This is a genomic window from Streptomyces sp. enrichment culture (genome assembly GCF_964272895.1).
In the GTDB taxonomy this organism is placed as follows: Bacteria; Actinomycetota; Actinomycetes; order Streptomycetales; family Streptomycetaceae; genus Streptomyces.
On the sequence record NZ_OZ186832.1, the window covers coordinates 4,900,796 to 4,923,015 of the forward strand.

23 protein-coding genes are annotated in these 22,220 nt (G+C 72.6%); 15 read left to right on the forward strand and 8 right to left on the reverse strand.

Translation table 11 applies throughout. From position 1 onward, the window contains the following. Positions 1-2 precede the first annotated feature (2 nt). Together ACSU6M_RS22265 and ACSU6M_RS22270 are read left to right on the forward strand one after the other, a co-directional pair. Positions 3-977: an ABC transporter ATP-binding protein gene (locus tag ACSU6M_RS22265; protein ID WP_437071698.1), complete on the forward strand. Its 975-nt coding sequence runs from the start codon at positions 3-5 to the stop codon at positions 975-977. Beyond that, positions 970-2,079, forward strand: a complete 1,110-nt coding sequence (locus tag ACSU6M_RS22270; RefSeq protein WP_437071700.1) for an ABC transporter ATP-binding protein — start codon at positions 970-972, stop codon at positions 2,077-2,079. The genes ACSU6M_RS22265 and ACSU6M_RS22270 overlap by 8 nt, the downstream gene beginning before the upstream one ends. 130 nt (positions 2,080-2,209) lie before the next feature. Here ACSU6M_RS22270 and ACSU6M_RS22275 read toward each other — a convergent pair whose 3' ends face one another. Beyond that, positions 2,210-4,354 carry a prolyl oligopeptidase family serine peptidase gene (locus ACSU6M_RS22275; protein ID WP_437071702.1) on the reverse strand — a complete coding sequence of 715 codons (2,145 nt, stop codon included), beginning with the start codon at positions 4,352-4,354 and terminating at the stop codon, positions 2,210-2,212. 188 nt (positions 4,355-4,542) lie between these two features. On the opposite strand from ACSU6M_RS22275, the gene ACSU6M_RS22280 reads away from it, so the two are divergent. The 4 genes from ACSU6M_RS22280 (at position 4,543) to ACSU6M_RS22295 (ending at position 8,480) form a co-directional block, all read left to right on the forward strand. Beyond that, positions 4,543-4,737 (forward strand): hypothetical protein, encoded by a 195-nt coding sequence (locus tag ACSU6M_RS22280; protein WP_437071704.1) that lies wholly within the window; start codon positions 4,543-4,545, stop codon positions 4,735-4,737. Between the two features lie 75 nt (positions 4,738-4,812). Next, positions 4,813-5,673, forward strand: coding sequence for an N-acetyl-1-D-myo-inositol-2-amino-2-deoxy-alpha-D-glucopyranoside deacetylase (mshB, locus tag ACSU6M_RS22285; RefSeq protein WP_437071706.1), 861 nt, complete (start codon positions 4,813-4,815; stop codon positions 5,671-5,673). Continuing rightward, positions 5,670-6,080 carry a DUF6113 family protein gene (locus ACSU6M_RS22290; protein WP_437071708.1) on the forward strand — a complete coding sequence of 137 codons (411 nt, stop codon included), beginning with the start codon at positions 5,670-5,672 and terminating at the stop codon, positions 6,078-6,080. Before mshB ends, ACSU6M_RS22290 begins: the two co-directional genes overlap by 4 nt. Before the next feature lie 198 nt (positions 6,081-6,278). Beyond that, positions 6,279-8,480 (forward strand): hypothetical protein, encoded by a 2,202-nt coding sequence (locus tag ACSU6M_RS22295; RefSeq protein WP_437071710.1) that lies wholly within the window; start codon positions 6,279-6,281, stop codon positions 8,478-8,480. Positions 8,481-8,584: 104 nt separating this feature from the next. Here ACSU6M_RS22295 and ACSU6M_RS22300 read toward each other — a convergent pair whose 3' ends face one another. Further along, entirely contained in the window at positions 8,585-9,415 is an 831-nt protein-coding gene (locus tag ACSU6M_RS22300; RefSeq protein WP_437071712.1) for a transglutaminase family protein, read from the reverse strand. A 29-nt stretch (positions 9,416-9,444) separates the two neighbouring features. Beyond that, the gene (locus ACSU6M_RS22305) at positions 9,445-10,455 is read right to left on the reverse strand and encodes a GNAT family N-acetyltransferase (RefSeq protein WP_437071714.1); all 1,011 of its coding nucleotides are present in this window, start codon (positions 10,453-10,455) and stop codon (positions 9,445-9,447) included. A 140-nt stretch (positions 10,456-10,595) separates the two neighbouring features. Here ACSU6M_RS22305 and fdxA point away from each other — a divergent pair, with 140 nt between their 5' ends. Beyond that, positions 10,596-10,916 (forward strand): ferredoxin, encoded by a 321-nt coding sequence (gene fdxA, locus ACSU6M_RS22310; RefSeq protein ID WP_031078476.1) that lies wholly within the window; start codon positions 10,596-10,598, stop codon positions 10,914-10,916. 137 nt (positions 10,917-11,053) lie between these two features. Next, positions 11,054-12,151 carry a bifunctional succinyldiaminopimelate transaminase/glutamate-prephenate aminotransferase gene (locus ACSU6M_RS22315; protein ID WP_437075303.1) on the forward strand — a complete coding sequence of 366 codons (1,098 nt, stop codon included), beginning with the start codon at positions 11,054-11,056 and terminating at the stop codon, positions 12,149-12,151. A 65-nt stretch (positions 12,152-12,216) separates the two neighbouring features. Here the strand turns inward: ACSU6M_RS22315 and ACSU6M_RS22320 are convergent, their stop codons facing one another. Both ACSU6M_RS22320 and ACSU6M_RS22325 read right to left on the reverse strand, forming a co-directional pair. Continuing rightward, on the reverse strand, positions 12,217-12,699 hold the full coding sequence (locus ACSU6M_RS22320; protein ID WP_437071717.1) for an ATP-binding protein: 483 nt from the start codon (positions 12,697-12,699) through the stop codon (positions 12,217-12,219). 318 nt (positions 12,700-13,017) lie between these two features. Next, positions 13,018-13,923 (reverse strand): heavy metal transporter, encoded by a 906-nt coding sequence (locus ACSU6M_RS22325; protein ID WP_437071719.1) that lies wholly within the window; start codon positions 13,921-13,923, stop codon positions 13,018-13,020. 135 nt (positions 13,924-14,058) lie between these two features. Here ACSU6M_RS22325 and dapE point away from each other — a divergent pair, with 135 nt between their 5' ends. Then, positions 14,059-15,138, forward strand: a complete 1,080-nt coding sequence (gene dapE, locus ACSU6M_RS22330) for a succinyl-diaminopimelate desuccinylase (RefSeq protein WP_437071720.1) — start codon at positions 14,059-14,061, stop codon at positions 15,136-15,138. A gap of 110 nt (positions 15,139-15,248) precedes the next feature. Continuing rightward, entirely contained in the window at positions 15,249-16,022 is a 774-nt protein-coding gene (locus tag ACSU6M_RS22335; protein WP_437071721.1) for a TIGR00730 family Rossman fold protein, read from the forward strand. 1 nt (position 16,023) lies between these two features. On the opposite strand, the gene folP is transcribed toward ACSU6M_RS22335, so the two are convergent. Continuing rightward, positions 16,024-16,884, reverse strand: a complete 861-nt coding sequence (gene folP, locus ACSU6M_RS22340; protein WP_437071722.1) for a dihydropteroate synthase — start codon at positions 16,882-16,884, stop codon at positions 16,024-16,026. Positions 16,885-17,005: 121 nt separating this feature from the next. Here folP and ACSU6M_RS22345 point away from each other — a divergent pair, with 121 nt between their 5' ends. Beyond that, entirely contained in the window at positions 17,006-17,356 is a 351-nt protein-coding gene (locus ACSU6M_RS22345; protein ID WP_437075305.1) for a DivIVA domain-containing protein, read from the forward strand. Beyond that, positions 17,353-17,925, forward strand: coding sequence for a DNA-3-methyladenine glycosylase I (locus ACSU6M_RS22350; protein WP_437071723.1), 573 nt, complete (start codon positions 17,353-17,355; stop codon positions 17,923-17,925). Before ACSU6M_RS22345 ends, ACSU6M_RS22350 begins: the two co-directional genes overlap by 4 nt. A gap of 93 nt (positions 17,926-18,018) precedes the next feature. Here the strand turns inward: ACSU6M_RS22350 and ACSU6M_RS22355 are convergent, their stop codons facing one another. Further along, complete coding sequence (locus ACSU6M_RS22355) at positions 18,019-18,822, reverse strand: enoyl-CoA hydratase/isomerase family protein (protein ID WP_437071724.1); 804 nt, start codon at positions 18,820-18,822, stop codon at positions 18,019-18,021. Between the two features lie 361 nt (positions 18,823-19,183). On the opposite strand from ACSU6M_RS22355, the gene ACSU6M_RS22360 reads away from it, so the two are divergent. Continuing rightward, positions 19,184-19,351: a DUF3117 domain-containing protein gene (locus tag ACSU6M_RS22360; protein WP_003966491.1), complete on the forward strand. Its 168-nt coding sequence runs from the start codon at positions 19,184-19,186 to the stop codon at positions 19,349-19,351. A gap of 100 nt (positions 19,352-19,451) precedes the next feature. On the opposite strand, the gene ACSU6M_RS22365 is transcribed toward ACSU6M_RS22360, so the two are convergent. Continuing rightward, the gene (locus tag ACSU6M_RS22365) at positions 19,452-20,246 is read right to left on the reverse strand and encodes an O-methyltransferase (RefSeq protein WP_437071726.1); all 795 of its coding nucleotides are present in this window, start codon (positions 20,244-20,246) and stop codon (positions 19,452-19,454) included. 138 nt (positions 20,247-20,384) lie between these two features. Here ACSU6M_RS22365 and sigE point away from each other — a divergent pair, with 138 nt between their 5' ends. Next, positions 20,385-21,086 carry an RNA polymerase sigma factor SigE gene (gene sigE, locus ACSU6M_RS22370; protein ID WP_437075307.1) on the forward strand — a complete coding sequence of 234 codons (702 nt, stop codon included), beginning with the start codon at positions 20,385-20,387 and terminating at the stop codon, positions 21,084-21,086. Next, the gene (locus ACSU6M_RS22375; RefSeq protein WP_437071727.1) at positions 21,083-22,045 is read left to right on the forward strand and encodes an anti-sigma factor family protein; all 963 of its coding nucleotides are present in this window, start codon (positions 21,083-21,085) and stop codon (positions 22,043-22,045) included. Before sigE ends, ACSU6M_RS22375 begins: the two co-directional genes overlap by 4 nt. The last annotated feature ends 175 nt before the right edge of the window (positions 22,046-22,220 follow it).

Here is a 22,220-nt window from a genome sequence, read left to right on the forward strand (position 1 = left end):
CCATGCTGCTTCAAGTGCGCGATCTGCACGTGGAGTTCAAGACCCGCGACGGCATCGCCAAGGCCGTCAACGGAGTCTCCTACGCCGTCGACGCCGGCGAGACCCTCGCCGTGCTCGGCGAGTCCGGCTCCGGCAAGTCCGTCACCGCCCAGGCGGTCATGGGCATCCTCGACATGCCGCCCGGCCGCATCACCGGCGGCGAGATCCTCTTCCAGGGCAGGGACCTGCTCACGCTCAAGGAGGAGGAGCGGCGCAAGGTCCGCGGCGCCGAGATGGCGATGATCTTCCAGGACGCGCTGTCCTCGCTGAACCCCGTCCTGACCGTCGGCGACCAGCTGGGGGAGATGTTCGTCGTCCACCGCGGCATGTCCAGGAAGGACGCCCGCGCCAAAGCCGTGGAGCTCATGGACCGGGTCCGCATCCCGGCCGCCAAGGAACGCGTCCGCCAGTACCCGCACCAGTTCTCCGGCGGTATGCGCCAGCGCATCATGATCGCCATGGCGCTGGCCCTGGAACCGGCGCTCATCATCGCCGACGAGCCGACCACCGCCCTGGACGTCACCGTCCAGGCCCAGGTCATGGAACTGCTCGCCGAGCTCCAGCGCGAGCTGCGCATGGGCCTCATCCTCATCACCCACGACCTCGGCGTCGTCGCGGACGTCGCCGACCGGATCGCCGTCATGTACGCGGGCCGGATCGTGGAGACGGCCCCCGTCCACGACATCTACAAGGCGCCCGCCCACCCCTACACCCGCGGTCTGCTCGACTCCATCCCGCGCCTGGACCAGAAGGGCCAGGAGCTCTACGCCATCAAGGGCCTGCCCCCGAACCTGCTCGCCATCCCGCCGGGCTGCGCCTTCCACCCCCGCTGCCCGATGGCCCGCGACGTCTGCCGCACCGATGTGCCGCCCCTGTACGAGGTGAACGCCGAACGCCGCAGCGCCTGCCACTTCTGGAGGGAGTGCATCGATGGCTGAGCCGATCCTGGAGGTGCGCGGACTCGTCAAGCACTACCCCCTCACCCAGGGCGTCCTCTTCAAGAAGCAGATCGGCGCGGTCAAGGCCGTCGACGGCGTCGACTTCAGCCTCCACCGGGGCGAGACCCTGGGCATCGTCGGCGAGTCCGGCTGCGGCAAGTCCACCGTCGCCAAGATGCTGGTGAACCTGGAGAAGCCGACCGCCGGCGAGATCCGCTACAAGGGCGAGGACATCACCCGGCTGTCCGGCAAGGCCCTCCGGGCCGTCCGCCGCAACATCCAGATGGTCTTCCAGGACCCGTACACCTCCCTCAACCCCCGGATGACGGTGGGCGACATCATCGGCGAACCGTACGAGATCCATCCCGAGGTGGCCCCCAAGGGCGACCGCCGCCGCAAGGTCCGGGAACTCCTGGACGTGGTCGGCCTCAACCCCGAGTACATCAACCGCTACCCCCACCAGTTCTCCGGCGGCCAGCGCCAACGCATCGGCATCGCACGGGGGCTGGCCCTGCGGCCGGAGGTGATCGTCGCCGACGAACCGGTCTCGGCCCTCGACGTCTCCGTGCAGGCCCAGGTCATCAACCTCCTGGACCGCCTCCAGGCGGAGTTCGACCTCTCCTACGTCTTCATCGCCCACGACCTGTCGATCGTCCGGCACATCTCCGACCGGGTCGGGGTGATGTACCTGGGCCGCATCGTGGAGATCGGCAGGGACGCGGAGATCTACGACCACCCCACGCACCCCTACACCCAGGCGCTGCTCTCCGCGGTGCCCGTCCCCGACCCCGAGGCCCGCGAGCACCGCGAACGGATCATCCTCGCCGGTGACGTGCCCTCCCCGACGAACATCCCCTCCGGCTGCCGCTTCCGCACCCGCTGTTTCAAGGCCCGCCCCCGCTGCGCCGAGGAGGTGCCCCTGCTCGCCGTACCGCCCCACCTGGCCCCGGCCGGCGGGCCCGCAGCGCATGACTCGGCGTGTCTGTTCGCGGAGGAGAAGCAGGTGGTGCCGGCCGAGCACCCGGAGCGTCCCGCCTCCCCGGTGCACGGGGAGGGGCCGCGGCGTCCGGAGCCCCCTGCGCATCCGGACCAACCCGAGTAACACGGGCGCAACTTGCCCGACCCTGTTCCGATATACGGACGCGGGAAGCTGAACACCGTACGGCCGTGCGGGTGCCGTAAGCGGGCCGGGGTGCGCCATGTCACCCCGGCCCGTCGCCGTGCGGCGGGGGTCAGTCCAGGCGCAGGGCCCGCTTGAGGAAGTCGACCTGGAGCAGCAGCAGGTTCTCGGCGACCTGCTCCTGCGGCGTCATATGGGTCACCCCGGACAGCGGCAGCACCTCGTGCGGCCGGCCGGCGGCCAGCAACGCCGTGGACAGCCGCAGCGCGTGCGCGACGACCACGTTGTCGTCCGCGAGCCCGTGCACGATCATCAGCGGCCGGTGCGGCTCGGCGGGGGAGGACAGCCCCTCGTCGGTGACCAGGGAATTGCGGGCGTAGACCTCCGGACCGGCCGCCGGATCGCCCAAGTACCGCTCGGTGTAGTGGGTGTCGTACAGCCGCCAGTCCGTCACCGGCGCCCCCGCGATCCCGGCGTGGAAGACGTCGGGCCGCCGCAGCACGGCCAGCGCCGCGAGCCAACCGCCGTAGGACCAGCCGCGGATGGCGACGCGGGACAGGTCCAGCGGATGCGAACGGGCGAGATCGTGCAGCGCGTCGATCTGGTCGTCGAGGGAGACGGTGAAGGCGTGGTGGATCTCCTTCTCCCACGCCGGCGACCGTCCGGGCGTACCGCGCCCGTCCGCCACGAGGACCGCGAACCCCTGGTCGGCGAACCACTGCGAGGTCAGATGCGCGTTGTGCGCGGCGACCACGCGCGGGCCGTGCGGACCTCCGTAGGGGTCCAGCAGCACCGGCAGGGGGGTGACTCCGTCGTAGTCCGTAGGCATGAGCAGGGCGCACGGGACACGCCGTGCGCCCCCTTCGAGGAGCGTCATGCGCGGGGACAGACCGGGATCTTCGGCGTACGAGGGGACAGTGGCCGCCTGCTGGTCGGCGCGCAGCACCCGTACCCGCGCCCCCGGCCGGTCCGGCGTCGCCGACACCAGTACGGTCACGCCCCCGGAGCGCACCGCCGAGTGCACGCCGGGCTCCTGCGACACGCGCTCCACGCCCAGCTCGTTGACCCGGTAGACATGCACCTCGCCGATCTCGGGCACCGCCGCACCCGCCCCGGCGGAGGCGGAGACGAGCACGTCGTCCTCACCCACGTCCAGCACGGCCCGCACATGCAACTGGTCCCCGGTCAGCGGCCGTTCACCCACCGTCAACACCCGCGCGCCGCCCTCGTCGGCGATCCGGACCAGCTGCCCGGAGGGCGACCAGCACGGCACCCCGGCGAAAAGATCCAGCCAAATCGGATCCTCGTCGGCGTGCACCATCCGCGTCTCCCCGCTGTCCGGGTCCACCGCCAGGTACAGCTGGCTGCGCTGGTCGCGGGCCTGCACCAGAAGGAGCGGCGCCCCGGCCGCTGACCAGTGCACACGTGCGAGATACGGGTACCGGTCCCGGTCCCAGGAGACCTCCGTGCGGCCCCCGTCGAGCCCCACGACGAACAACCGGACGTCCGCGTTCGCCGTCCCGGCCGCCGGATAGGGAACGTGTTGTGGCTCACGTTCCGGCTGTGCGGGGTCCGAGATCCACCAGCGCCGCACCGGCGTGTCGTCCACGCGCGCGACGAGCAGCCGATCCGACTCCGGCGACCACCAGAACCCCCGCGAACGCCCCATTTCCTCCGCCGCGACGAACTCCGCGAGCCCGTACGACACGCCGGGCGGGGCGCTGTCCGTGCCGTCCTGCGCCCCACCGCCGGCGAGCACCCGGTCGCCCGCGCCCTCGGCCCCCACCACCCGCAGCGCGCCCGCGGCGACATAGGCGACGAGCCGCCCGTCGGGAGAGGGCCGGGGATCGAGGACCGGCCCCGGCACGGCGAGCTCGCGCACGCTGCCCGCCCGCAGCTCGGCCGTGAAGAGCCGACCTGACAGGGTGAACGCGGCCGTCTCCACGGCCGAGTCGGTGGCGTACCCGACGATGCCGGCCCCGCCCTCCCGGCTGCGCTCCCGGCGCGCCCGCTCCTCGGCCGGCAACTGCTCCTCGCCGCCCTCCAGCAGGGCCCGCGGGTCGGCGGCCAGGCGCTCCTGACCGTCCGCCAGGTCCAGCACCCACAGCGAGTTCGCCCGGTCCGTACCGGAGGACGACCGCAGGAACACGACACGCGAACCGTCGGGCGCCACGGTGAAGGAACGCGGCGCGCCGAGCGTGAACCGCTGGGTGCGCGCATGCCGTCGGGGGAAGGAGTCAGCAGGCTCGATCGTCATGAACCGACCCTATGGCGATGATTGGCCATGCGCTCCCTTGCGCATCCGTGCGCCCAAGGATGCGCGCGTACGGATAGCTATGATCAATAACGCTACGTGGGTATCACCCTGCTGGCTGCGGTATGCATGTACGGAAGTATGGATGTCCGGCTCACTGGTTGGCGTGCTCTGAGTGGAGGTGAACCGCCGTGGCACTCTCGATTTCGGCGGTGGTGCTGCTGGCGATCATCGTCTTCATCCTGATCAAGAAGTCGGGACTGAAGGCCGGGCATGCGATCGTCTGCATGCTCCTGGGCTTCTACCTCGCTTCCTCGACCATGGCCCCCACGATCGACGAACTGACGACGAACGTCGCCGACATGATCGGCAGCATCAAGTTCTGATCCCGGCTTCCCGAGGCCCGGTGGGCGCGGGAGGGCGTTGCGGCCTGTCCGCGTCCCGCCTCGTAGGCTGGGCCCATGACGCAACCCCCCGCCCGTCGTCTCCTGCTGGTGCACGCGCACCCGGATGACGAGTCGATCAACAACGGCGCCACCATGGCGAAGTACGCCGCCGAGGGGGCTCAGGTCACCCTCGTGACCTGCACGCTGGGTGAGCTGGGGGAGGTGATCCCGCCGGAGCTCGCGCATCTGAGCGGCGACGCGCTGGGGGAGTACCGCCTAGGTGAGCTCACCGCGGCCATGGCGGCGCTCGGCGTGGCCGACTTCCGGCAGCTCGGCGGGGTGGGGCGGTACCGGGACTCGGGGATGATGGGGCTCCCCGACAACGAGGCCCCCGGCGCCTTCTGGCGGGCCGACGTCGACGAGGCCGCGCACCACCTGCTTGAGGTGATCCGCGAGGTCCGGCCCCAGGTCCTCGTCACCTACGACCCGAACGGCGGCTACGGCCACCCCGACCACATCCAGGCCCACCGCGTCGCCATGCGGGCCGTCGAGCTCGCGGAGGCCGAGGGGCTGCCGGTGCGGCGGGTGTACTGGAACCGCGTCCCGCGCACCGTCGTGACGGAGGCATTCGCGCGGCTCCAGGACGACCTGCCGGGACTGCCGTTCGCCAAGAGCGCGGTCGCCGCCGACGTCCCCGGCGTCGTCGAGGACCGGCGGATCACCACCCGTGTCCACGGCGCCCCCGTCCATGTCGCCGCCAAGGCCGCCGCGATGCGCGCGCACGCCACCCAGATCGAGGTCGCGGAGCCCTACTTCGCGCTCTCCAACGAGCTGGCCCAGCCGCTGTTCGCCGACGAGTACTACGAGTTGGTGCGGGGCGAGCGGGCCGAGGGCGACGACAGCGACCTGTTCGCGGGGATCGGGGAGGCGTCGTGAGCGACCGTTCCTCGATGCTGGCCCAGCCGCTGCGGGCGCCCTCCGCCGTGCGGATCGCCGTCCATCTGCTGCTCCTCGTGCTCGGCGCGGTCGTCGGTGCCGCCGGGGCGCTGGTGCAGGCGGCCTGGTTCCCGGGCGGGCTGCTGCTGGCGCTGCTCGGCGCGGCCGGGCTGTTTTTGGGCGCGGCACGGGCCACCGGCGGCCGCGCAGGCGCCGCGGTGAGCGCCGGCGGCTGGCTGATCGCCGTCATCCTGCTCACCACCAGCCGCCCGGAAGGGGACTTCGTCTTCGCGGCGGGCGCCGGATCCTACCTCTTCCTGCTCGGCGGCATGGCCGTCGCTGTGATGTGCGCCACGCTTGTGCAGGTGCGGCAACCGGGCGGTGCCGACGTCCGACTTGGGAAGTGACGTACCACTTCGCCGTCACGCGCGCGTGGGAGTCCGGTGTGGGTTTCCCCATCGGTCGTGGGATACGCGCCACAGGCGGCCAGTATGGTGGTGCGCGCCGCCGAGCCTCCCCCAGCGCTCGACTTCGCTCGGGCCGGGGGGACCCCCCAAGCAGAGTGAGGTCGCAAAGGGCGGCGGAGCCAACCGGGAGAACTTGTCTTGAGTCGTGAAACTGACAGTCCGTCCTCCGGGCCCAACGGGCGCGGCGGAGCCGCCTACCCTTCGGGCACGCCGCCGTACGGCACCCCCGTGGTCGCCGACGGGGGCGCGGGCTCGGGCCGTTCGGCCGCGTCCGAGGACCGCAAGACCGAGACCACGCTGACGACCCGGATCCGGATCAACATCCCCGGATCCAGGCCCATCCCGCCGGTCGTGGTGCGCAAGCCCGTCGGTGAGGGCGAGGGCGGCGACACCGCCGTCGAGCCCGACGCCCCCGCGGCAGCGCGCGGCACCGCTCCCGCCGCCTCCGCGTCCGCCGCCGAGGCTCCCGCCGAGCCCGCGCAGGGCGCCGAGGAGAAGACGAGCGACTGGTTCGCGCCCCGCAAGTCCGGTGCGGGCAAGCCCGGTCCGGCCGGCGGCCCGGCCAACGGCGCCCCCGCGCCCGCCCCTTCGGGCACGCCCGCCGGCCCGCGTCCCGGCGCCGGCGCCCCCGCGTCCGCCGGCCCGCGTCCCGGCTCCGGCACCCCCTCGTCCGCCGGCCCGCGTCCCGGCGCGGCCCGCCCCGGCGGTGTGGTCGGCTCCATGAACATGCCCTCCGGCGCCCGCCCCGGCGGCACCAACGGCGCCGGGCTCCCGGGCGCGACCGGCGGCCCGGTGGCCCCCGGCCACGGCGGCGGCACCGGCTCCTTCGACGTCACCGAGGCGCTGACGGGCGGCCCGCTGGGCGGCGGCTCCCCGTCCGGCCCGCACCCCGGCGCCGACGAGCCGCGCCGCGACGACCTGCCGTACTTCTCCGACGCACCGCGCAACGGCCAGGCCCCCCAGGGCGACCGCCCGGACTTCGGCGGCCCCCAGGGCCCCTCCGGCCCCACCAGCGGTCCGGTCACCGGCGACGGCCCGGTCGTCCCCCCGGTCCCGGGCGCTCCCGGCCCCCACGGCACCCCCGGACCCGCCCAGGCGGCCCCCCACCTCTCCACGGCCCCGCACGCCCCCTACCCGGGCCCCGGCGGCGGTCTGAGCGACGACACCGCGATCCTCACCCCGCAGAAGCCGGCCCCCGAGCCCCCCGGCGGCTTCCACGGCCCCGCGGACAACGTGTCCGGCCACACGGTCACCTCCGGCATCCCGGTCGTCCCGTCGGCCGCACAGGACTTCACCGCCGGCCCGGCCGGGGACGGGCCCTTCGGGCAGACCCCGCCGAAGCTGCCCGAACCGGTGCAGCAGAACGCGCCCGCGGCGGCGCCGGCCCGCCCGAAGAAGAAGGGCCGCAACAAGCTGGTCCTGCTCGGCGGCGGCGTCTTCGCCATCGCCGGTGTCGCCTACGGCGCCGGCCTGCTGATGAACCACTCCGACGTGCCCAAGGGCACCACGGTGCTCGGTGTGGACATCGGCGGTGGCACCCGCGACGAGGCCGTGCAGAAGCTGGACGAGGCGTTCGGCGACCGTGTCGACAACCCGCTGAAGCTCTCCGTGGGCGAGGAGACCGTGTCGCTGAAGCCGGACCAGGCCGGTCTGCAGTTCGATGCCCAGGCCACCGTCCGCGCGGCCGCCACCAGCGACTACAACCCGGTCTCGGTGATCGGCTCGCTGTTCGGCAACCACCGGGTCGTGGAGCCGGTCATGCCGGTCGACGAGGAGAAGCTGCACTCGGCCCTGGAGACCGCCGCGGGCGGCTCCGGCTCGGTCACCGAGGGCACCATCCGGTTCGACTCCGGCAAGGCGGTCGCCGTCTACGGCAAGCCCGGCCAGGGCATCGCCGTCGACCAGGCCGGCCAGGCCGTCGAGGACGCCTTCCGCGTCCAGGTCGAGACCGGCACGGCCACGCCGGTGAAGGTCCCGACCACGGCCAAGCAGCCGACGATCAGCAACGCCGAGGTCGACCGGATGATGAAGGAGTTCGCGGAGCCCGCGATGTCCGACCGCGTCACCATCAAGGCCCCCACCGGCGAGAGCATCGACTTCGGCTCCCTCTCCCTGCCGAAGATCCTCGGCGTCAAGGCGGTCGACGGCAAGCTCGTCGACACCTACGACCTCGACGCCCTCAAGGAGGCATACGGCAGCACGTTCGACGGCGTCCAGGTCGAGACGGCCACCGGCAAGCGCGAGGTCCTGCCCCAGGACGTCGTCACCGCCCTGCGCAAGGCCCTGCGGGGCAAGACCAAGGCGGAACGCACGGTCACGATCGAGACCAGCCCGAGCTGAGAGACGGACGATGAGGGCACCCGGAGATCGCCGGGTGCCCTCATGTCCCTGAAGGGGCGCGGGGATCTGCGCGACCAGACCCATCGACACCCGCACCGGCAAGATCAGTTCAACAAGGCACGAGCGGCCTGCGCCTCCCTGCGCACCCGCTCGGCCAGCCCTTCGTCCACGACCTCCACCAAGTCCGCGTACGTCTCCATCTCCTCCGCGCCCGCCACGAACTCGGCCCTGCGCACCAGCACCTGCCCGTGCTCGTACCGCAACCGCGCGGGATGCGAAGGCAGCAGCAGCGCCAACTCCACCGCCCACAGCGCCACATCCGACCGCTCGGGCCGTGCCGCGGCCCACGCCCGGATGTTGTTGAGGATCCGCGAGACCACCTCAAGAGGCGCCGCGGGCACCAGCATGGACGGCTCAAGCGGCGCCCCCGTCGCCCCCACGACCAGCATCTCCGCGTCCGTCCCAGTGAGCACCCGCCCCCCGTCGAACGGGTCCGCGATCACCTGCTCCTCCGCGGGTCCGAACCCGACGACGAAGTGGCCGGGCAGCGCGACCCCGTACACCGGCGCCCCGGCCCGCCGGGCCACCTCGATCCACACCACCGACAGCAGGATCGGCAGCCCGCGCCGCCGCCGCAGCACCTCGTGCAGCAGGGACGACTCCAGCCGCTGATAGTCCGCGGGGGACCCGCCGAACCCGTACCGCTCGCCCAGCAGGTCCCGCAGGGCCACCGCCCAGGCGTGCGGCGACCGGGGCCCGTACGGCAGCTGCCCGGCGAGCTCGTCCAGCTCGACCTGCACCGCGTCCATGCCCGCCTCGTCCAGCGTCCCGTCGGCCTCGGCGCCGATCAGCAGGCACAGCAGGGAGAGGTCGGGCCGCTCGGCACGCGCCTCCTCGGCGAACCGGCGGCGAGGCCCGGTGGAGCGTTCACGCATATCTGGCTGGTGCCCTCTCTCGCTGGTCGCTACCGGCCCGCGCCGGACGTTCCCGGCTCCCGGTAGTGGTGGTAGGCGTGGTGCACGGCGAAGCCCATGCCGGCGTACAGGGCGCGCGCGGCGGTGTTGTCGGTCTCCACCTGGAGCCAGGCGGCGGAGGCGCCCTCGTCCAGGGCCTGCCGGGCCAGCGCGCCCATGACGGTCGTGGCGAGCCCCCGGCGCCGCCGGCCGGGATCGACCTCGACGGCCGCGAACCCGGCCCAGCGCCCGTCCACGACCAGCCGCCCGATCGCCGCCGGAACGCCCCCCTCGCCCGGCACGGACGCGAACCACACCGACGGCCCGCTGCCCAGCACCCGCAGGGCCACCTCGCTCAGCCCCTTGCGCCGGTAGCGGGCCAGCCACGCCTGGTCGGCGGTCCGGGACAACGTGACCTCGCCGGGCTCGCAGCGATCCGCGACCGGCGCCAGGGAGGCGATCCACAGCTCCGCGGTCACCTCGCGCACCCACCCGCGCTCCGCCAGCTCCCCGCACAGCAGCTCCTCGGTGCCCGCGGCACCGGTGGCGGTCTGGACGTAGGCGGGCAGGCCCCGTTCGGCGTACCAGCGGCGTACGGCGGTCAGGGCCTCGTCCAGGGGCAGTCCAGGATCACCGAGAGGCAGGACGGAGTTGGCGCGGCGGGTGAATCCGGCGGCGGCGCGCAGCTCCCAGTCGCCGAGCCGCTCGCTCTCCACCGGCCGCCAGGCCCGCGCGCAGACATGGGCGAGCTCCTCATAGGTGGCGGAGGGACCCTTGCGGCGGGCCGGGGCGGCGGGCACGACCTTGCCCGCGACCAGCAAGGACGCGTCGATCCGCACCCGTTCGCCGTCCCGGCGTGTGATCACCAGCACATCGTCGTCCCATGATGTGAGAACGCCCACCGTGTCGGTGAATTTCCCTGCCGAGTCGCCGACGGCCCTCACGCACCGTACGGAGACGCGTTTACCCACGTCAGCAGCGGTGATGCGGACTTCAAGGCGCCCTGCCGCGGAGATTTCCACAGGTCGGTCCACCCCTCCTGTTCGGATCATGCCCAAGAACGGAGATACTAGGGGCGGGCATCGACGACGCCGCGCTCCCGCGCGCCAGGCGGCGGAGCCTGAGGAGGCCCGCCAGCGCCCTATCGAGGAGGAACGACAGCGTGACCTACGTCATCGCGCAGCCTTGTGTCGACGTCAAGGACAAGGCGTGCATCGAGGAGTGCCCGGTCGACTGCATCTACGAGGGCCAGCGGTCCTTGTACATCCACCCGGACGAATGCGTCGACTGTGGTGCCTGTGAGCCGGTCTGCCCGGTCGAGGCGATCTTCTACGAGGACGACACTCCGGAGGAGTGGAAGGACTACTACAAGGCGAACGTCGAGTTCTTCGACGACCTGGGTTCGCCGGGCGGCGCCAGCAAGCTGGGCCTGATCGAGCGCGACCACCCGTTCATCGCCGCGCTCCCGCCGCAGAACGGCTGACGGCGGCCCGCCCACCAGCGCCGCCTCGGTCCCGTACGGCCCGATCACCGTCCTGATCGCCGTACGGGGCCGAGGCGTTCGCCGTATCAGTACGGCGGCTCGTACGACCGTACGACCAGAAAGTGAGCCAAGCACCCGTGTCCGCTCTCTCCGACCGCCTGCCGACCTTCCCCTGGGACAAGCTGGAGCCGTACAAGAAGACGGCGGCCGCCCACCCGGACGGCATCGTCGATCTGTCCGTCGGCACCCCGGTCGACCCGGTGCCCGAGCTGATCCAGAAGGCGCTGATCGACGCCGCGGACTCCCCGGGTTATCCGACGGTCTGGGGCACACCGGCACTGCGGGACGCGATCACGGGCTGGGTGGAGCGCCGCCTGGGCGCCCGCGAGGTCACCCACCGGCACGTCCTGCCGATCGTCGGCTCCAAGGAGCTGGTGGCCTGGCTGCCGACCCAGCTGGGCCTGGGCCCCGGCGACAGGGTGGCCTATCCGCGGCTGGCCTACCCGACGTACGAGGTGGGCGCCCGGCTGGCGCGCGCGGAGTACGAGGTGTACGACGACCCGACCGAGCTGGACCCGGCGGGCCTGAAGCTGCTGTGGCTGAACTCGCCGTCGAACCCGACGGGCCGGGTGCTGTCCAAGCAGGAGCTGACCCGGATCGTCGCCTGGGCGCGGGCGCACGGGGTGCTGGTCTTCTCCGACGAGTGCTACCTGGAGCTGGGCTGGGAGGCGGACCCCGTCTCGGTGCTGCACCCGGACGTCAACGGCGGTTCGTACGACGGCATCGTCTCGGTGCACTCGCTGTCCAAGCGCTCCAACCTGGCGGGCTACCGGGCGGCGTTCCTGGCCGGTGACCCGGCGGTGCTCGGCCCGCTGCTGGAGATCCGCAAGCACGGCGGCATGATGACGTCGGCGCCGACGCAGGCGGCGGTGGTGGCCGCGCTCGGTGACGACACGCACGTGGCCGAGCAGCGCGAGCGGTACGCGGCCCGCCGCACGGCCCTGCGGGACGCGCTCATGGCCCACGGCTTCCGTATCGAGCACAGCGAGGCCAGCCTCTATCTGTGGGCGACCCGTGACGAGTCCTGCTGGGACACCGTCGCCCACCTCGCCGAGCGGGGCATCCTGGTCGCCCCCGGCGACTTCTACGGCACGGCGGGCGAGCGGTTCGTGCGCGTGGCGATGACCGCGACGGACGAGCGGGTCGCGGCGGCCGTGCAGCGCCTCAGCGCCTGATCGCGTACGGCCGAGGGGCCCAGGGCGTGCTGCCCCGGGCCCCTCGGCCGTTGCGGTCCGGTGGCTCAGCCCACCGGCAGGTCCTTCACCGGCAGGGTCTGCGCGGGGATGGCGCCGCCGCCCTTGGTGACGGAGTCGGTCGGCAGTCCGCCCTTGGTGAGGCCGTCGGTGGGCAGCCCGCCCTTGGTGGCGGTGGAGGCGGTGTCGCCGACGATGTCCCCGGTGGTGCCGGCCGCCTCCCCGGCGGTCTTCTGCACCGCGGGCGTGGCCTTCTTGACGGCCTTGCCGCCGGTCTTGCCCGCGGACGGGACCGCCTTCTCGACCGCCTTGCTGCCGGCCTCGCCCGCGACACCGGTGACGTCCTGCGCCGCGCGGTCGGCGGTGTTGCCGACGCTCGCCCCGTCGAGGGCGGTGAGGCCGCCCAGGTTCGGGGTGGCGGGCAGACCGGTGGCCGCGTTCGCGGAGCCGGCCGCACCGACCCCGGCAGCCGCCCCCGCAGCGACGAGCAGCGCGGCACGGGCGATCCGGCGGGTCAGGGGGAGGGTCATGATGCTCCTTTGACGGGAGGGAACGATGAACTGTCCGACCGCACCCGCCGGTTGACGGGGCGCGGACACCGTGACTACCGCTCGAAGCCCGTCGAGGTTGCGGCGAGATAACGTAAAGAGTTGGTAATGCGTCGCATTATCTGTTGTGGATAAAAACGGGCAAAGGGCGTCGTCGTCGCGTCCGTTCGGCCCTTCTGCCGAATCCTTCCTGCCCTTGATTTCCAAGGGTGGCGACCCATGCGGGGGTGACCCCGCGAAAACCCGCCCCCCTCGTCGCCGCCGCTCCGCCCGCACAACCCCTGCGGGTGAGGAGGCGCACTACTGCACGGTGACGATCCGTACGGCGTCCGAGGCGGCCGCGGCCGGGCGCCACTCGCTGTCGGTGGTCCCGGCGGTCCACTCCCGGCCCGCGTACGCCACCCGCTGGATGCGCAGCGCCGAGGCGTTGGCCACCGCCCAGTGCGCCAGCTGCCAGCCGCGCCGCTCCGCCTCCACCGGCACGGTCACCGTCCGCCCGCTCGTCCGGGCCGCCTCCGCGGTGCTCTCCGGGCCCCGGGCGCCCACCTCGGCGCCCGCCTGCTCCATGGCGCCCCGGCCGAAGTCCCGCACCAGCGCCGCGCGCACCGCGTCCGGCCCCGTGGCCGCACCGCCCGCCGGACGGCCCTCGCAGGTCAGCGTGGCCGCGGCGCGCCCGGTGAGCGCGGCGGCCAGCAGGGTCGCGTCCGGCTCGTGCTTGGCGTACGCCAGCGGATAGCCGCTGCGCTGCACCCGCTGGGCGGCGTCGGTGAGCGCCAGCCTCTCGTAGTCGGGCACCTTCACCAGATGGTCGTAGAACATCCCGGCCGCGTAGGTCGGGTCCATGATCTGCCGCGGGGTGCCCCAGCCCTGCGAGGGCCGCTGCTGGAACAGTCCCAGCGAGTCCCGGTCGCCGTGCTCGATGTTGCGCAGCGCCGACTCCTGGAGCGCGGTGGCCAGCGCGATCGTGACCGCCCGCTCCGGCAGCCCCCGGTTCACCCCCACCGCGGTGATCGTCGCCGCGTTCACCGCCTGCTCCGGCGTGAACGCGTACTCCCCGTCCCCGTCCGCCGAGACGACCCGGCAGTCCGGCTCGCCGGCGCCTCCGGTGACGTACTGGACGACGAGGTAGCCCGCTATCGCGAGCAGCACGAGGAGGGCCGCACCGGTGCGGCCACGACGCCTGGGAGTGGGGGACGGCTCGGACACGCCGTACAAGGTAGCGGAGGGTGTTCGGTTTCTGTCCGGCCGGTCGGACAGAAGGATGTTCGGATGTCCCGCCGGCCCACCGGACGACCTGTCGGCCGCGGCGTGCCGCGCGGCCCCGGGGTTAGGGTCGACGCCATGGCCGATACCCCGCTTGACCTCACCCTGGACGCCGCCCGGCTGACCGCGCAGCTCGTCGACCTCCCCTCCGAGTCCGGCACCGAGAAGCCGCTCGCGGACGCGATCGAGGCGGCCCTGCGCGCCCTGCCGCACCTGACGGTGGACCGGCACGGCAACAACGTCGTGGCCCGCACGAACCTGGGCCGGGCCGAGCGCGTGATCCTCGCCGGGCACATCGACACCGTGCCGATCGCCGGCAACGTGCCCTCGCGCCTCGACGACGACGGCGTGCTGTGGGGCTGCGGCACCTGCGACATGAAGGCGGGCGTCGCCGTCCAGCTGCGGATCGCGGCCACCGTCCCGGAGCCCAACCGCGACCTGACGTTCGTCTTCTACGACAACGAGGAGGTCGCCGCCGACCTCAACGGCCTCAAGCACATCGCCGAGACCCACCCCGACTGGCTGCACGGCGACTTCGCGGTCCTGCTCGAGCCGTCCGACGGGCAGGTCGAGGGCGGCTGCCAGGGCACGCTGCGGGTGCTGCTGAGGACCAAGGGCGAGCGCGCCCACTCCGCGCGCAGCTGGATGGGCTCCAACGCCATCCACGCCGCCGCCCCGATCCTGGCCCGCCTCGCCGCCTACGAGCCCCGCTACCCGGTGATCGACGGCCTGGAGTACCGCGAGGGCCTGAACGCCGTACGCATCGAGGGCGGGGTCGCCGGCAATGTCATCCCGGACGAGTGCGTGGTCGCCGTCAACTTCCGCTACGCGCCCGACCGCACACCCGAGGAGGCCATCGCGCACGTCCGCGAGGTGTTCGCGGACTGCGGGGTCGAGGAGTTCGTGATCGACGACCACAGCGGTGCCGCCCTGCCCGGCCTGTCCCACCCGGCGGCCGCCGCCTTCATCGAGGCGGTCGGTGGCACCCCGCAGCCCAAGTACGGCTGGACGGACGTCTCCCGCTTCAGCGCGCTCGGCGTCCCCGCGGTCAACTACGGCCCCGGCAATCCGCATCTCGCGCACAAGCGCGACGAGCGCGTCGAGGTGGCGAAGATCCTCGCGGGCGAGGAGCGGCTGCGCGACTGGCTCACGGCCTGATCCGGGGACAGGGCCCGACCGGCGCTTCGGGGCAGACATGCCGACGTCCCCCGCGCGTAACCCGCGTAGATCTACTCTGAGGCGGAAAGACCCGAGCGGAGGGAGCGCATATGGCCACCGGCATTCCTGAGGACGGCAAGCAGCCGGAGGAGCAGCGCCTGGGCCCGGTCCTCCGGCGGCGCAGCCAGGTCACCGCCAGCACCACCGACCAGCGCCTGCTGGACGCGGGCGGACCCTCGGACTGGGTGCACACCGACCCCTGGAGGGTCCTGCGCATCCAGTCGGAGTTCATCGAGGGCTTCGGCACGCTCGCCGAACTCCCGCCCGCGATCAGCGTGTTCGGCTCGGCCCGGACGCGCCCGGACTCCCCGGAGTACGACGCCGGGGTGCGCCTCGGCCGAGGGCTGGTCGAGGCCGGCTGGGCCGTCATCACCGGCGGCGGCCCCGGCGCGATGGAGGCCGCCAACAAGGGCGCCTGCGAGGCGGGCGGCATCTCCGTCGGCCTCGGCATCGAGCTGCCGTTCGAGCAGGGGCTCAACCCGTACGTCGACATCGGTCTGAACTTCCGGTACTTCTTCGTCCGGAAGATGATGTTCGTCAAGTACGCGCAGGGCTTCGTCGTCCTGCCCGGCGGCCTCGGCACGCTGGACGAGCTGTTCGAGGCGCTGACCCTGGTGCAGACCCGGAAGGTCACCCGCTTCCCGATCGTGCTGTTCGGCAGCGCCTACTGGGGCGGCCTGGTCGACTGGCTGAAGAACACCCTGGTCGCCGAGGGCAAGGCGGCGGAGAAGGACCTGCTGCTGTTCCACGTCACCGACGACGTGGACGAGGCGGTGGCCCTGGTGTCGAAGGAGGCGGGCCGCGACCGGCTGCCCCCGGTCTGAGCTACGCCAGGCCCCTGCGGGCCACCGCCGGCTGCCGGTGGCCCGCGATGGCCGCGACCATGTCCAGCACCTGCCGGGTCTCGGCGACCTCGTGCACCCGGTACACCTGCGCGCCGAGCCACGCCGACACCGCGGTGGTGGCGAGCGTGCCGAGCACCCGTTCCTTGACGGGCCTGTCCAGCGTCTCGCCGACGAAGTCCTTGTTGGACAGCGACACCAGCACCGGCCACCCGGTCTCCACCATCTCCGGCAGCCGCCGGGTGGCCTCCAGGCTGTGCCGGGTGTTCTTGCCGAAGTCGTGCCCCGGATCGATCAGCACCGACTCGCGCGGCACCCCGAGGGCCACCGCCCGCTCGGCCAGACCGACGGTCACCCGCAGGATGTCGGCCATGACGTCGTCGTACGTCACCCGGTGCGGGCGCGTGCGGGGCTCGGCGCCCCCGGCGTGCGTGCACACCAGCCCCACCTTGTACCGCGCCGCGACCTCCGCCAGCTTCGGGTCGACGCCGCCCCAGGCGTCGTTGAGCAGATCGGCGCCGGCCTCGCAGACGGCCTCGCCGACCTCGTGCCGCCAGGTGTCCACGCTGATGATCACGTCCGGGAAGCGCCGCCGCACCTCCGCCACGAAGCCGACCGTGCGCCGCGCCTCCTCCTCGGCGCTGACCTCCTCGCCGGGGCCGGCCTTGACGCCGCCGATGTCGATGATCGCGGCGCCCTCGGCGACCGCCTGCTCCACGCGGGCGAGGGCCGGCTCGTCGCGGAACGTGGCCCCCTGGTCGTAGAAGGAGTCCGGGGTCCGGTTCACGATCGCCATGATCACCGGCTCGTGCGGGTGGAACTCCCGCCTGCCCAGCCTGAGCATCCCCTGTGATCTCCTCGTCCTCGCTGGTCTTCGGCCGTCAGCGACCCTAACTGTCAGCGTCGCATGGCACGATCGGACCCACACACATTCGGCGCCGATCCTGGGGACGCACGCGATGGTTATGTTCTTGTTCCTGGTTCTCGCGCTCGCCGTGGTGGTCGGCGCGGTGACACTCGCCGTGGTCGGCGGCGGCGAGGGCGACGGACCCCTGCCCGAGGCCGCCCCCGAGCGGCTGCGCGACACCCTGCCGACGGACCGCCCCGTGCACCGCGCCGACATCGACGCCCTGCGCTTCCCGCTCGCCGCCCGCGGCTACCGCATGGCCGACGTCGACGACGCCCTCAGCCGCCTCGGCGCCGAACTCGCGGAGCGCGAGGCCCGTATCGCCGACCTGGAGTCCGCGCTGGCCGGCGCCCGCGAGGCCGCCGCCCGGCCGTCCCTGGACAAGCCCGAGCCGGAGGACCAGCCATGAGCGAGGCGATCCCGGGCCCCGACGGCGCCCTGCGCTGTCCCTGGGCCCTGTCCACCGAGGACTACATCACCTACCACGACGAGGAGTGGGGCCGCCCCGTCCACGGCGACGACGCCCTCTTCGAACGCCTCAGCCTGGAGGCGTTCCAGTCGGGCCTGTCCTGGATCACGATCCTGCGCCGCCGCGAGGGCTTCCGCGCCGCCTTCGCCGACTTCCGGATCGCCAAGGTCGCCGCCTTCACCGAGGCGGACGCCGAGCGCCTGCTGGCCGACCCCGGCATCATCCGCAACCGCGCCAAGATCGCCGCGACCCTGGCCAACGCCAAGGTCCTCGCGGACTGGTCCGAGGGCGACCTGGACGCCCTGATCTGGTCCTACGCCCCGGAGACGAACCCGGTCCGCAAGACCCTGGCGGACGTCCCGGCGGTCACCCCGGAGTCGACGGCCCTGTCGAAGGCCCTGAAGAAGAGGGGCCTGCGGTTTGTGGGCCCTACCACGGCGTACGCCCTGATGCAGGCGTGCGGCCTGGTGGACGACCACCTCGAAACCTGCGTGAGCAGAGGTACCTAGGGGCGCGGGGCTGCATCGCTGTGCGGCTGCGCCGTGTGGGCGCGACGAGCCACGGAGCACCCGCACCCCCGAAACGATCTGCAGCCCCCGGACCTACCGGCCCAGATACTTGGGCTTCTCCTTGTTGACGAACGCCTGCACAGCGATGGCGTGGTCCTCGGAGCTGCCCGCCCGCCCCTGAAGCTCGTCCTCCTTCTCCAGCGTCTCGGAGAAGGAGTGAGTGAGCCCGTACGCCACGGACTCCTTCAGCGCCGCATAGGCCAGCGTCGGTCCCTCGGCCAGCCCCCGAGCCACCTTCTCGGCCTCTTCCCGCAGCTCGGCGCCCGGCACCACCCGGTTGGCGATCCCCAGCTCCAGAGCCTCCTGCGCCTTGACGTTCCGGGGGAAGAGCAGCAGATCCATGGCACGGCTGGGCCCGATGACCCGAGGCAGCGTCCAGGAGATCCCCGAGTCCGCGGTCAGCGCCACCCCCGCGAACGACGTATTGAAGGAAGCCGTATCGGCCACGATCCGGTAGTCCGCGGCGAGCGCGAACCCGAACCCCGCCCCCGCGGCGACACCGTTCACCGCGGCCACCACCGGCTTGGGCGCGGCCACCAGCGCCCGGGCGATCGGGTTGTAGTGCTCCCGCACGGTGCTCATGGTCTGCCCCTCGCCGGCCTCCCGGTCGGCCGCCAGCAGACCGATGTGCTCCTTGAGGTCCTGGCCCACACAGAACGCCCGGTCCCCCGCGGCGGTCAGCAGGATCGCCCGGACGGCGGTGTCCTCGGCGGCGGCGATCGCGGCGTCCCGCAGCGCGACCTTCGTCGCGATGTTCAGCGCGTTCATCGCCTCGGGACGGTTCAGCGTGATCGTCGCCAGTCCGTCGCTCACCTCGTAGAGCACGGTGTCGGCCATGGGGTCCCCTCCGGAGTCGCGGCTCATGTCTGAGGACAGCATGGCGGAGATCCCCGGGCGCGGTCGTGTGACCTGCATCAAAGAAATCGAGGCGGTTCTCGTACGACGGAAACGCGCACGGCGGCGCAGTATCGCAGCCACATCGCCGAATTGAGTGGTTTTGCTCGCGCGCGTTGCCCAAGCGATGCGGACTGATGTTGGTCATCGGGTCGTGAGATGCGGGATAATGGCTTGGAAGCAATGTGTTCGATGCCGGTGTCGCGTGTCCTTCGCAAGGACCGCGCGTGCCCTCGCAATGGGGCGTGCCCCTCTGCGGGCCGTCGGCTTTGACGATGAGCTGGTTTCAGGAAGGGGAACGAGCATGGCGGCCATGAAGCCGCGAACGGGTGACGGCCCGCTCGAGGTGACCAAGGAGGGGCGGGGCATCGTCATGCGCGTTCCGCTCGAAGGCGGCGGTCGGCTTGTCGTCGAGCTGACCCCTGACGAGGCCGACGCGCTCGGCGATGCCCTCAAGAAGGTTGTGGGCTGACGCGCAAGCGACCATACCCTTTCGGCCGCCCCGGTACCGCATCAGGTGCCGGGGCGGCTGCATTCCCGGAAAGCGGCCCTTTTCGGGGCGTGCGGCGGCGTCATCTCTTCACGGCGCACAGCAGGCCGTCGCCGACCGGCAGCAGCGAGGTGACCAGCTCCTGGCTCTCCCGCACCGCCCGCAGCAGTTCCCGCAGCCGTACGACTTCCGTGGGCTGGGGGCCGGAGTCCACCGTGCGACCGTGCGCGAAGACGCCCTCGAAGACCACCAGACCGCCCGGACGCAGCAGGCGCAACGATTCAGCGAGGTACTCCATGACCTCCAGCCGGTCGCCGTCGCAGAAGACGAGGTCGTAGCCGGCGTCCGCGAGCCGGGGCAGCACGTCCAGCGCACGGCCGGGGATGAAGCGGGCGCGATTGCTGGCGAAGCCGGAGGCGCGGAAGGCCTGCCGGGCGAACTGCTGGTGCTCCGGCTCGGGATCGACGGTGGTCAGGACGCCGTCGGGGCGCATGCCGTGCAGCAGGTGGATACCGGAGACGCCGGTCCCGGTGCCGATCTCCGCGACCGCCTTGGCGTCCACGGAGGCGGCGAGCAACCGCAGTGCGGCGCCGGTGCCGGGCGTCACCGACCGCAGCCCTGCCTCCAGGGCCCGCTCCCGGGCCCAGTGCAGCGCTTCGTCCTCGGCGACATAGGCGTCGGCGAACGCCCAGCTCGTCTGCCGGTTGCCGGTAATGACCCTCTCCCGTCCCCTGATTGCCTCGGCGTGACTGTATCCGTTGGGGGCGGGAACCCGCAGATGGGACCGGGCGTTTAGAGGGGTGTGGACGAGTACGGGGGGACACAGTTGGATCACGACGACGGGCGGGGCGTCGAGCAACTGCTGACGCAGCCGCATGAGCCGGACCAGCGCAGATCAAATTCTCGTAAAACCGCTTATCCGGTCCTAACGGGCGAGGTGGCTATGGTAGGGGCTCCACTGGACACCACCAGAGCCGACAGGGGAGGTGCGGCTGCGCCTGTGGATCGGGGAGGAGTGCTGCGGCGCTTCCTCGGATCGGCGGGCAGGCCGAAATCCGTGAACGACACCGCTGCTGACCACCGCCACGCCGCTGGCCAGGCCCAGACCGCGACCTTCTCCACCGACGCGGACGGGCAGGCGTGGACTCCGCCCACGTGGGAGGAGATCGTCAGCATGCACAGCGGCCGGGTCTACCGGCTCGCCTACCGTCTCACCGGCAACCAGCACGACGCCGAGGACCTCACCCAGGAAGTCTTCGTCCGCGTCTTCCGCTCGCTGTCGACCTACTCGCCGGGCACCTTCGAGGGCTGGCTGCACCGCATCACCACGAACCTGTTCCTGGACATGGTCCGCCGCAAGCAGCGCATCCGCTTCGACACCCTCGGCGAGGACGCCGCCGAGCGGCTGCCCAGCCGCGAGCCCTCCCCGCAGCAGGTCTTCAACGACGCTCACTTCGACGCCGACGTCCAGCAGGCCCTGGACACCCTCGCGCCCGAGTTCCGCGCCGCCGTCGTGCTGTGCGACATCGAGGGGCTGTCCTACGAGGAGATCGCCGCGACCCTCGGCGTCAAGCTCGGCACCGTCCGCTCCCGGATCCACCGCGGCCGCTCCCAGCTGCGCAAGGCCCTCGCGCACCGCTCGCCCGAGCGGCGCGCAGAGCGGCGCTCCTTCGCCGCCCGCATTCCCGCACTGGGGGGAGGGGGCGCGACAGCGTGAGCGGATCATGGCCGAAACCCGGCGAGGAGTACCTCGCCGAGCATCATCTGGGGGACCGACTCGCCGCCCTGGTGGACGGCGAGCTCGGCCATGACACGCGTGAGCGCGTGCTGGCGCATGTGGCGACCTGCCCGAAGTGCAAGGCCGAGGTCGACGCCCAGCGCCGGTTGAAGAACGTCTTCGCGGAGGCGGCCCCGCCGCCCCCGTCGGAGAGTCTCCTGGCCAGGCTGCAGGGGCTTCCCGCGGGAGGTGACCTGGACGGTGGCGGCACGCCGTCCGTCGGGGGAGGACTCTCCGGCGGACTCGGCGGACGGCCCGCCGGGGTGTTCGGCATGAGACGCGGCGAGCGCTTCGAGTTCGACTACGTCCCCGCGGGGTCGCACGCCGTCCTGCCGTCCGAGCCCGCGCCCGGACGCGGTTTCCGCATCCATGACGTGGGCCGCTCCGACGCCGACCGCTCGGCCTCCCGTGGGCGCCGGTTCGCGTTCGTCGCCGCCGGGGCCGTGTCGCTGGCCGCCATCGCGCTCGGCGGGGTCACCACCGGTATGCCCGCCGACACCACCGAGGCCCGCGGCGGCTCGGGCGGCACGAACGTGACTCCCGCGCGCACAGGCGGCGGCTCCGGTACGGCCACGCCGCCGGACAGCCAGCGCCGACGCGGCAGCGGACCCCTGCTGGTCCAGGGGCAGGGCGGCCGCCAGTCGGTCGAGGGCACCGCGGTGGCGCCGACGCAGGTGTCCGCGCCGCTGTTCCCCGGCGCGGCCGGCGCCGACGAGCGGCCACCGCAGCACGCGGTCACCACGCCGGTGGTGGCGGGCGTCGCGGCCGTGTCCCCGTTGATACGTCCCCTCCCCACGAGCTCGCCGTTCAGCCTGAGCGCCTGGTCCGCCTCGCCGGGTCCGTTCAGTCAGCCGCCGCTCGCCCCGAGCGCCACGCCCTCGGTGTCCCAGGAGCCCTGACCGTCCCCTGCGCCACGGCCCGTGAACCTGGTTGAATCCAGGGGGGCCGTGCCCGCGGCAGGCGGCCGGGCGCGGCGGCGGAGTTCGACGAGCCGCGGCCAGCGCCTGCGTACGCCGTGCCGCGGTCAGCTGTGGGGAGAGCATGAACGAGGGCAGGCCCACGCAGGACCCTTCG